The sequence below is a fragment of the Streptomyces wedmorensis genome (assembly GCF_000716445.1).
GTDB classification, from domain to species: domain Bacteria; phylum Actinomycetota; class Actinomycetes; order Streptomycetales; family Streptomycetaceae; genus Streptomyces; species Streptomyces wedmorensis.
On sequence record NZ_JNWK01000109.1, the window covers coordinates 1 to 9,966 of the forward strand.

Annotated in this window: 8 protein-coding genes; 3 read left to right on the forward strand and 5 right to left on the reverse strand. The window is 72.3% G+C overall.

From position 1 onward, the window contains the following. Positions 1-194 precede the first annotated feature (194 nt). Positions 195-1,196, reverse strand: a complete 1,002-nt coding sequence (locus tag OO54_RS40060; RefSeq protein WP_017241069.1) for a sigma-70 family RNA polymerase sigma factor — start codon at positions 1,194-1,196, stop codon at positions 195-197. 364 nt (positions 1,197-1,560) lie between these two features. Here OO54_RS40060 and OO54_RS40065 point away from each other — a divergent pair, with 364 nt between their 5' ends. After that, a complete protein-coding gene (locus OO54_RS40065; RefSeq protein WP_033212466.1) occupies positions 1,561-2,592 on the forward strand; it encodes a questin oxidase family protein in 1,032 nt (343 codons plus the stop codon). Between the two features lie 6 nt (positions 2,593-2,598). On the opposite strand, the gene OO54_RS40070 is transcribed toward OO54_RS40065, so the two are convergent. After that, on the reverse strand, positions 2,599-3,387 hold the full coding sequence (locus tag OO54_RS40070; protein WP_033212480.1) for a dioxygenase family protein: 789 nt from the start codon (positions 3,385-3,387) through the stop codon (positions 2,599-2,601). A 119-nt stretch (positions 3,388-3,506) separates the two neighbouring features. Between OO54_RS40070 and OO54_RS40075 the strand changes: the two genes are divergently transcribed. Then, positions 3,507-4,013 (forward strand): MarR family winged helix-turn-helix transcriptional regulator, encoded by a 507-nt coding sequence (locus OO54_RS40075; RefSeq protein ID WP_033212468.1) that lies wholly within the window; start codon positions 3,507-3,509, stop codon positions 4,011-4,013. Between the two features lie 78 nt (positions 4,014-4,091). On the opposite strand, the gene OO54_RS40080 is transcribed toward OO54_RS40075, so the two are convergent. Both OO54_RS40080 and OO54_RS40085 read right to left on the reverse strand, forming a co-directional pair. After that, positions 4,092-5,621 (reverse strand): MFS transporter, encoded by a 1,530-nt coding sequence (locus tag OO54_RS40080; protein WP_033212470.1) that lies wholly within the window; start codon positions 5,619-5,621, stop codon positions 4,092-4,094. A gap of 272 nt (positions 5,622-5,893) precedes the next feature. Beyond that, positions 5,894-6,565, reverse strand: a complete 672-nt coding sequence (locus OO54_RS40085) for a TetR/AcrR family transcriptional regulator (protein ID WP_033212473.1) — start codon at positions 6,563-6,565, stop codon at positions 5,894-5,896. Positions 6,566-6,824: 259 nt separating this feature from the next. On the opposite strand from OO54_RS40085, the gene OO54_RS40090 reads away from it, so the two are divergent. Then, entirely contained in the window at positions 6,825-8,096 is a 1,272-nt protein-coding gene (locus tag OO54_RS40090) for a M6 family metalloprotease domain-containing protein (RefSeq protein WP_033212475.1), read from the forward strand. Between the two features lie 151 nt (positions 8,097-8,247). On the opposite strand, the gene OO54_RS40095 is transcribed toward OO54_RS40090, so the two are convergent. Further along, positions 8,248-9,876, reverse strand: a complete 1,629-nt coding sequence (locus OO54_RS40095) for a class I adenylate-forming enzyme family protein (protein ID WP_033212478.1) — start codon at positions 9,874-9,876, stop codon at positions 8,248-8,250. Positions 9,877-9,966: the final 90 nt, after the last annotated feature.

Here is a 9,966-nt window from a genome sequence, read left to right on the forward strand (position 1 = left end):
GGGGGCGGAGGCGCCGCCAAGGGGCGCCGTCCCGTGTGCCCACCCGTCCCGCCCCAGCGGGACGATTGCCCACACGGAGGTGCGGCATGGCAGCCCACACGGCAACGGGCGAAGGCCCAGGCGGCGGGGCGCGGCCCGCGTGGGCGGAGGGACCGAGGGCCCGAGGGGTGGAGGGTCCGGGGTGCCGGCCGCTCTTAGGCCACCGCGTCGAAGCCGGTGTCGCGGGCCATTTTCTTGAGTTCGAGGAGGGCGTGCTTTTCGATCTGGCGGATGCGCTCACGGGTGAGGCCGTGCTGCTTGCCGACCTCGGTGAGCGTGCGCTCGCGGCCGTCCTCGATGCCGTAGCGCATGCGGATGATGGACGCGGTGCGGTGGTCGAGCTTGTCGATGAGGTCGTCGAGTTCTTCGCTGCGGAGCAGGGTGAGCACGGACTGTTCGGGCGAGATCGCGGAGGTGTCTTCGAGGAGGTCGCCGAACTGGGTCTCGCCCTGGTCGTCGACGGACATGTTCAGGGAGACGGGGTCGCGGGCCCAGTCCAGGACGTCGGTGACGCGCTCCGGGGTCGATCCGAGTTCGGCGGCGACTTCCGCGGGCTCGGGCTCGCGCCCGTTCTCGCGGTTGAACTCGCGCTGCACGCGCCGGATGCGGCCCAGTTCCTCGACCAGGTGGACGGGGAGGCGGATCGTGCGGGACTGGTCCGCTATGGACCGGGTGATGGCCTGGCGGATCCACCACGTGGCATATGTGGAGAACTTGAAGCCCTTGGCGTAGTCGAACTTCTCGACCGCGCGCACGAGGCCCGCGTTCCCTTCCTGGATCAGGTCGAGCAGCGGCAGCCCGCTGCGCGGGTAGCGCCGCGCCACGGCCACCACGAGCCGCAGGTTGGACTTGATGAAGAGGTCCTTGGCACGCTCGCCCTCGGCGACCAGCGCCTCGAGCTCCTCACGGGTCGCGCCGCCCGCCTCGGTCTCCACTTCTCCGTCGAGGATCTGCTGGGCGTAGACGCCCGCCTCGATCGTCTGGGAGAGCTCGACTTCCTTGGCGGCGTCGAGCAGGGGCGTGCGCGCGATCTCGTCGAGGTACATGCCGACCAGGTCGCGGTCGGCGATCTCCCCGCCCACGGCGCGAACGCTGCTTGCCCGTGCGGCTCCGCTCGTGGCGGAGGTCTGACGACGGGCGACGGCACGGGTTGCCATGCGTGCTCCCTTGCTGAGTAGGTCGCGACACCCTTCCGGGTGCCCTGCATCCGACGGAAACAACGACTGGAATCAGGACAGAATTCCCACCCGACACATGGATTTTCGCGATCATGCAGTATCCTGCGCGGCCGCCGCCCGCTCGGGCATGCCGCCGGCACCCACGGAGGTGCAGGTCAGGCCGGGCACGGAGGGTGATTCGGCGCCTCTCGCGGGGGCTCCCGACCACGCCGTCGGTGAGACCGCGATCACATGCGGCGTCATCCCTTCAGACGCCGCGGCACGGTCGGCGGTTGCCTCCGCCCTTCGACCTAGGCCTGCGGCCCGTTACGGCCGGCCGGGCCCCCGCCCTACGGTCGGCCCCATGAACGACACCACGGTCGGCCCCATGAACGACACCAGCGGCACCCTCGACGAGGCCCTCGAACGGCTCCACAGCACGGGACCCGAACGCGACGGCTGGCTCTCCAACCACGCCCCCATGGCCGTGGAGGCGCTCGTCCGCCACGGGCAGGCCCCCACCGTGCACCGCTGGCTCGACCATTACGCGCCGAAACTGGAGGAGGCGCCGCCCGCACGCCTCCCGGTGACCGTCGACAGCTGGCGGGAGGCGCTCGGCGACCCGTCGCGGATCACGGACTGGACCCGTTTCCTCACCCGGGAGCTGGAGGAGCGCCCCTGGCGGGAGGTTCTGGCCGAATGGTGGCCCCGGCTGCTTCCGGGCATCGCGGGCGGCGCGACGCATCCGGTGATCCGCACGGGGCACGCCGTACGGACCCTGCTGACGACGGAGGAGACGGCCCCGCGCCGCGCCGAGCTGGCGCACGCGCTCGGTTACTGGGCCGCCCGCCACCAGCCGCTTCCGCCGCTCGGCCCGTTGGCCCCGGCCTCGTCCGCGGCTGCCGCCCTGGACGCCGTACCGCCGGTTCCGGAGCAGCAGGGCGGGATCCGGGCCCGGCTCGCACAGCTCACGGCGTTCCCTGGGTGGGGTGCGGCGTCCGGCCCGGACGCGGCGAAGGCGCTGCTCGCGGAGCTGGTGACGGCGGCGACGCACCGGTACGCGACGCACGGCCACGGCGAGCCGGTCATGCTCGTGCACGCGGCGACCGCGCCGAACGCGGTCCTGCGCGCCCTGCCGGCGCTGCCGCGCGAGCTGTGGGCGCCGAGCCTGGCGGCGGCCTGGTCGGCGGCGGCCGCCGTCACCGCCGCGTACACGCCGTCGGAGGCGGCCCCGTACGCCGCGACCTCGCTCACCCCCGAGGAGGTCTTCGGCCGGGCGGCGGCGCACGGCGACGACCACACGATCAAGTTCGCCGACACGGCGCTCGACGTGGGCGGTCCGCGTGCGCTGGCCGCCGCCGTCCGCTCGGTGGAGCTGAACCCGCCGGTGTTCTGAGGCGGCTCAGCCGAACTGCACGGACCGCTTCGCGAGCCCCATCCAGAAGCCGTCGATCACCGACCGCTCCGCGTCGAGGTCGCCCGCCTCGTCCGCCGCGCCCATCGTCACGAACAGCGGGGCGAAGTGCTCCGTGCGCGGATGTGCGAGGCGTCCCGCGGGCGACTTGTGCTCGAAGTCGAGGAGCGCGTCGACGTCCCGCGCGGCGAGCGCCTCGTCGCCCCAGGCGTCGAACTCCGCGGACCAGCCGGGCACCCCGCCGCCGGTGTGCCGCAGCGCGGCGAGGTTGTGGGTGAAGAACCCGCTGCCGACGATGAGGACGCCCTCGTCGCGGAGCGGCGCGAGCTTGCGTCCGATGTCCATGAGGCGGCGCGGGTCCAGGGTGGGCATGGAGATCTGGAGTACGGGGATGTCGGCGCCCGGGTACATCTCGACGAGCGGCACGTAGGCGCCGTGGTCGAGCCCCCGGTCGGGGATGTCCTGGACGGGCGTGCCGGGCGCGCGGAGCAGTTTGCGGACGGCCTCGGCGAGCCGCGGGGCGCCGGGGGCCGCGTACCGGACGCGGTAGTAGTGCTCGGGGAAGCCCCAGAAGTCGTAGACCAGCGGCACGGTCTCGGTGGCGCCGAGCGCGAGCGGGGCCTCCTCCCAGTGGGCGGAGACCATGAGGATCGCCTTGGGGCGCGGCAGGTTCGCGGACCACGCGGCGAGTTCGCCGGGCCAGACGGGGTCGTCGGCGAGCGGCGGCGCGCCGTGCGACAGGTACAGGGCGGGCATCCGTTCCGGCGTGACGTCCATGGCGTCCATGGCGGCGACCTCCGACTTCTGGGTTCCGACTTCTAGGTTCTTGAAACTTCAAGCTAACTGTCCGCACACCGTAACTCGATATAGTTCAACTTTCAAGGATGAGTCGTACGATGGGCACCATGGGAGACATGACCGAGCCCCGCTGGCTCACCGACGAGGAGCAGCACGTCTGGCGCGCCTACCTGCACGCCACCACGCTCCTGGAGGACCACCTCGACCGCCAGTTGCAGCGCGACGCCGGGATGCCGCACATCTACTACGGACTCCTCGTCCAGCTCTCCCAGGCCCCGCGCCGCCGGCTGCGGATGACCGAGCTGGCCAAGAGCGCCAAGATCACCCGATCCCGCCTCTCCCACGCCGTCGCCCGCCTGGAGAAGAACGGCTGGGTCCGCCGCGAGAACTGCCCCTCCGACAAGCGCGGCCAGTTCGCCCGGCTCACGGACGAGGGCACCGAGGTCCTCCGGCGCAACGCCCCCGGCCACGTGGCGGCGGTACGCCAGGCCCTCTTCGACCGGCTCTCCCCCGAACAGGTGAAACAGCTCGGCACGATCATGCGCGTCATGGCCGAAGGCCTCGAACCGACGGACGCGGACGCGGACCTGCCCTGGCTCCGCTGACGAAGCGGAACCCGGACACAGAACCGCCCTGGCCCCGCTGACGAAGCGGAACCAGGGCAGGCTGCGTGCGCGCGGCGGTCAGTGGGCGACGACCGGGATCTTCACCTCGTCGTCCGCGTCCGCACCGGACCCGGCGACGGCCGAGGAGCCCGGCTTGCCGGTGTTGATGAGCACGAAGGCGATCGCGGCCGAGAGGGCCAGGATGCCGACCGCCCACCAGATGGCCGCGGCGTAACCCTCGACCATGCCTTGGAGCTGGACCAGCTTCTGCGCGGCCGGAGTGGTCGCGCCCGCCGCGTGGTCCGCCAGGTAGGCGGTGGTCGCCGAGGCGGCGATCGTGTTCAGCAGGGCCGTACCGATGGCGCCGCCGACCTGCTGCGAGGTGTTCACCATCGCGGAGGCGACACCGGCGTCCCGCGGGTCCACGCCGAGCGTCGCGAGCGACATGGCCGGCATGAACGCCGTGCCCATGCCCAGGCCGAGCAGCAGCTGCGCGGGCAGGATCAGACCGGCGTACGAGGTGCCGATCTCCAGCTGCGTCAGGAGCAGCATGCCGACGCCGGCGGTCAGGAAGCCGGGCGCCATGAGCAGCCGCGGCGGGACCCGGGTCATCAGCCGCGTACCGATCTGCGTCGAGCCGACGATCATGCCCACGATCATGGGCAGGAACGCGAAGCCCGTCTTGACCGGCGAGTACCCCTTCACGACCTGGAGGTAGTACGTCAGGAAGAGGAACAGGCCGAACATCGCGATGACGGCGAGACCCAGCGACAGGTAGACACCGCCGCGGTTGCGGTCGGTCACGACGCGCAGCGGCAGCAGCGGCGACTTGACCAGGTACTCGGTGAGGACGAACAGGATCAGCAGCACGCCGGAGCCGACGAACAGGGCGATCGTGCCGGTGTCGCCCCAGCCCGCGGACTCGGCGCGCGTGAAGCCGTACACGAGCGCGACCAGGCCGAGGGTGGAGAGGACCACGCCGGGGATGTCGAGCGGCGAGCGGTTGCGGCCGGCGGCCGGCTCACGGACGACGAGGTACGCGCCGACGGCGGCGACCACGGCGAACGGGATGTTGACGAAGAACGTCCAGCGCCAGTTCAGGTACTCGGTGAGGAAACCGCCGAGGATCAGGCCCACGGCGCCGCCGCCACCGGCGATCGCGCCGTAGATGCCGAACGCCTTCGCGCGCTCCTTGGCGTCGGTGAAGGTCACGGCGAGCAGCGACAGCGCGGCGGGCGCGAGGAGCGCGCCGAAGGCGCCCTGGAGCGCGCGGGCACCGAGCATCATCGCCTCGCCCGTCGCGGCACCGCCGAGGGCGGAGGCGGCGGCGAAGCCGATCAGACCGGTGACGAAGGTCCGCTTGCGGCCCCACAGGTCGGCGATGCGGCCACCGAACAGGAGCAGGCCGCCGAAGGCGAGGGCGTAGGCCGTGATGACCCACTGCCGGTTGCCGTCCGAGATGCCGAGGTCCTGCTGGGCGGAGGGCAGGGCGATGTTCACGATCGTCGCGTCGAGCACGACCATCAGCTGGGCGAGGGCGATGAAGATCAGGGCTTTCCAGCGGCCGGGATCGGCCTGGATCGCGGTGGTCTCGGGGATTTTCGGCATGGGTGTAGCCACCTCTTGGCGCGTACGGGGAAAAACGGTCTGAAAGTTCGGGTGGTGCCGTGAGTCGGCGGGCCCTATCGGGTGGTCACGTCGGCCGTGGCGGTCGCGTCGGCCGGGCGGCCGTGACGGTCACGGTCGCGTCGGCCACGGCCGTGACCGTCACGCCGGTCACGCCGGTCACACGGGCCACTCGGCCACACGAGCCACGCGGTCCACTCGGTCACGCGGTCCACTCGGTCCACTCGGTCACACGGGCCGCCCGGTCGCATCGGTCACGATGTCGGCGGCGCGCAGGAGTCGCGTCTCAGGTCCTCCAGGGTCGCGGCCTTTCCGGGAAGTTCGGAGCGGGCGGGTGTCTCCAGGCCGTCGAGGAACAGCTGCAGGTGACGGTGGACGAACTGGTCGAAGGCCCCGCAGCCCGATCCGGGCAGCGGGCGGGTCAGCTGGGAGAGCGCCACCATCAGGTCGCCCACCCCCACGTCGGTACGGAGTCGGCCGGCCCGCTGCGCCCGGTCGACGAGGCCCTGCACGGCCTCCTCCAGGCGCTCGCGCTCGGCGATCAGATCGGGATGGTCCTTGTCGAAGGCGCCGTCGAGCATCGGACACAGGGCCCCGACGCGCTCGTCGGCCGCGCCGTGGCTGAAGCGGCGGAGGGCGGCGAAGGTGTCGTCCTCCTCCTCTGCGGCCCGCTCGGCGAGCTCGGTGACCCGGGCCATCAGCGAGAGGACGACCTCGTGGACGAGGTCGGCGCGCTCGGGGAAGTTCCGGTAGAGCGTGGCGTTCCCGACGCCGGCCCGGCGCGCGATCTCGTCGTACGGCACCTGGGAGCCGAACTCGACGAACATCTCGCGGGCCGTCGTCACGATCCGCTCGCGGTTGCGCAGGGCGTCGGCCCGCGGGCGGGGTACGCGGCGGGCGGGCGCGGTGTCGGCGGTGCTGGTCACGCCACGGCCTCCTCACACTCACTCGGAACATCCGGGGAAGGATTCCCCACTTCGCTGAACACAGGGTTAAACGGGGACACCGTCCCCGGTTATTTCCCCACTTCGATGTGACCTGGGCCACACCTCCGGGCCTCCGCGGAATACCCACGATCGGATCACCCGGCGCGCGCCCCGGCGCCACCCGCCCCAGGCTGATCGCACGACGCGGACCCGCGGAAGGCCCGCGCCGCAGACCTGCCCCCACCGGAGAGGCGCCCGTATGCAGCACCCCCGCCGACGGATACGCAGACCCGTCGCCCTGGCGGCGATCACGGCCCTCTCCCTCACGCTGCTCGCCTCCGCGAGCACCACCCTCCCCGGCCCCGCCCCGGCGACGGCCGGACCGGTGGCCGCCGCGCCCGGCGGCGCCCAGCTGGGGCCGTGCCGCATCGCGACCACGATGGGCGTGCAGATGTCGGAGGGGCTGCCCACCGCCCCCGGATACGTCCGCTCCACGGGCCAGGTCAGGGCCCTCAACCTGATGATCGACTTCCCGGACGCCCCCGGCGACGGCACCGCGACCGAACGCTTCCGCGAGTTCTTCCCGCAGACCTCCGACTGGTTCCGCACCAGCTCGTACGGGCGCCTCCACTACCAGGCCGAGGTCCCGATACCCGACTGGCTGCGGATGCCCAAGGCGTTCTCCGCGTACGGGATCGAGCGCGGCTCACCGTACGAGCCGGGCTACCGCTCCCTCGTCGAGGACATCGTGAAGGCGGCCGACCCGCTGGTCGACTTCAGCGCCTACGACCTGGTCAACATCCTGGTCACGCCGAACGCCGGCCCCTCCGCACTCGACACCGTCCTGTCCGTGACCTTCTCCGGCAACGACGACGCCCCCTACGCCGACGGCGTGCCGCTCGCCAACACGTCCTTCGTCTACAGCCGCCAGGACGACGGCTCCGGCAGCTTCGCCGAGACCGGCTACCGCGTGCTGCCCCACGAGAACGGCCACGTCTTCGGCCTGCCCGACCTCTACACCTCGGACGGCGGCGGCACCGTCGGCCACTGGGACATCATGTCCGAGGACTGGGGCGCCAACAACGACCTGCTCGGCTGGCACAAGTGGAAGCTCGGCTGGCTCGACAACGACCAGGTCAGCTGCGTCTCCGGCCCCGGCAGCGGTGACTACACCCTCACCCCCCTCGCCGTCCCCGGCGGCCCCAAGCTCGCCTTCGTCCCCCTCTCCGGCACCTCCGGCTACGCCGTCGAGGTCCGCAGCAAGGACGGCAACGACGAGGCCGTCTGCGAGCAGGGCGTCCTCGTCTACCGCGTCGAATCCGACGTCGACACCGGCCACGGCCCCATCACCGTCTCCGACAGCGACCACGCCAGCGGCGGCTGCACCCGCCGCGCCAACGTCCACGCCGAACTCTCCGACGCCCCCTACACCCCCGGCGAGACCTTCACCGACCGCACCAACGGCATCCGCATCACCGTCCTCGACGAGGACGCCACCGGCGCCTACCGCGTCCGCATCACCCGCCGCTGACCCTCCTCCGACGGCCCACCCGCCACCGAACAGGCCTTGCAGGCACCGCAGACCCAGCAGACCCGCGGCCCCAGCAGACCCGCGGCCCCGCGGACCCAGCAGGCCCGCGGCCCCGCAGACCCCTCAGCCCGCAGGCCCGCAGACCCTGCCCTCAGGACCTTCCCGCGTCGCCGAACCCCTCCCTCAGCTCCCGCTTCAGGACCTTCCCGGTCGGGTTCCGCGGCAGCTCCCCCTCCCGTACGAGAATCCGGGCGGGCACCTTGAACGCGGCCAGGCGCGCCCCCACATGCGCCCGCAGCCGCTCGACGTCGGTGTCCGCCCCGGCACGCAGCCGCACCACGGCCACGACCTCCTCGCCGAGCAGCGGGTGCGGAACCCCGAGCACGGCGGCGTCGACCACATCCGGGTGCTCGTGCAGCGCCCCCTCCACCTCGACGCAGTACACGTTCTCGCCGCCCCTGATCACCATGTCGGTGATCCGGTCGACCACACTCACCCGCCCGTCCTCGTCGACGACGGCGAGGTCCCCGGTCCTGAACCACCCGTCCTCCGTGAAGGCCGCCCGCGTGGCCTCCTCGTTCCGCCAGTACCCGCGGATCAGGCACTGCCCGCGCAGCCACAACTCCCCCACACCGTCCGCGTCCGGACCGTCGACGCGCACCTCGGTCACCGGTGACGGCCGCCCCACGCTCCCCGGATGCGCCCGGTACTCGGCTCCCGCGTTCGCCATCACCCCACCGCACGTCTCCGTCAGCCCGTACCCGTTGCGCGGCTGGATCCGCTCCCCGTACCCCTCCGTGATCCCCGCGACGATCCCGGGCGGTGCGGCGGCACCTCCGGTACTCAGCAACGTCAGGCTCTCCAGCGGGTCCCCGGTCCTCCGCGCGAGCTCCAACAACTGCAGCGCGGTCGTCGGCACCCCGGCGTAATGCGTCACGCCCTCCCGCGCGATCAGATCGAGGGCGAGCCCGGCGTCCCACTTCCGCATCATCACCAGCGTCCCGCCGGCCGCCATCACGGCGTAGAACGACGTGAACGCCGCCACGTGAAAGAACGGAAACGTCGTCAGCGACACGATCGCCGGCCCCGTCCCCGGCACCTCCCCGCGCGCGAGCGCCGCCGCGGCCGCGAAGTACCGCGGGTTCATCGCGGCCCCCGCCTGCGCGAGATGCGTCGCGACGGCCCCCTTGGGCCGCCCGGTCGTCCCGGAGGTGTAGATGATCGTCGCGTCCTGCTCGGGAAGGACGTCGACGGCAGGCGGCCCGAGGAACGGATCGTCGTCGACGACGTACGCGACGAACCCCTCCTCGGCCTCCCCCTCGAACACGATCCCGGGCACGCCGTTCCGCTTCGCCCACCCCCGGACCCGCTCCACCCGCTCCCCGTCGACGAGCAGCACCCCCGGCGCGCAGTCGTCGAGCGCGTACGCGAACTCGTCCTCGGTCCACCACGCGTTCATCGGCACCGCGACCAGCCCCGCGAGCTGCGCCGCCCAGAACGCCACGTGCCACTCGGGCAGATTCCTCATCGCCACGACGGCCCGGTCCCCCGGCCGCAGCCCGTACTCCCCCACGAACCTCCGCGCCAGCCCACAAGCCGCGTCGAAGAACTCCCGGTACGTCACCCGCCGCCCGTCGGCCACGAGGAACACCCGCTCCCCGAAGGCCCACGTCACCTCCACGAACTCCCGCAGAGTCCTCGGCCCCCCGACGTACACCCCACCCTCGACGGCGAACGGCGCCCCCTCCCCCGTCAACCGCCCGTCCCCGACACCCGCCACACCAACCTCCTAAGCGCCCGCTCACCCACCCGCGACGCTATGTCCGCCCCCCGACCCGGTCAACCCCGCCCGACCCGCCCCCTCCCCATA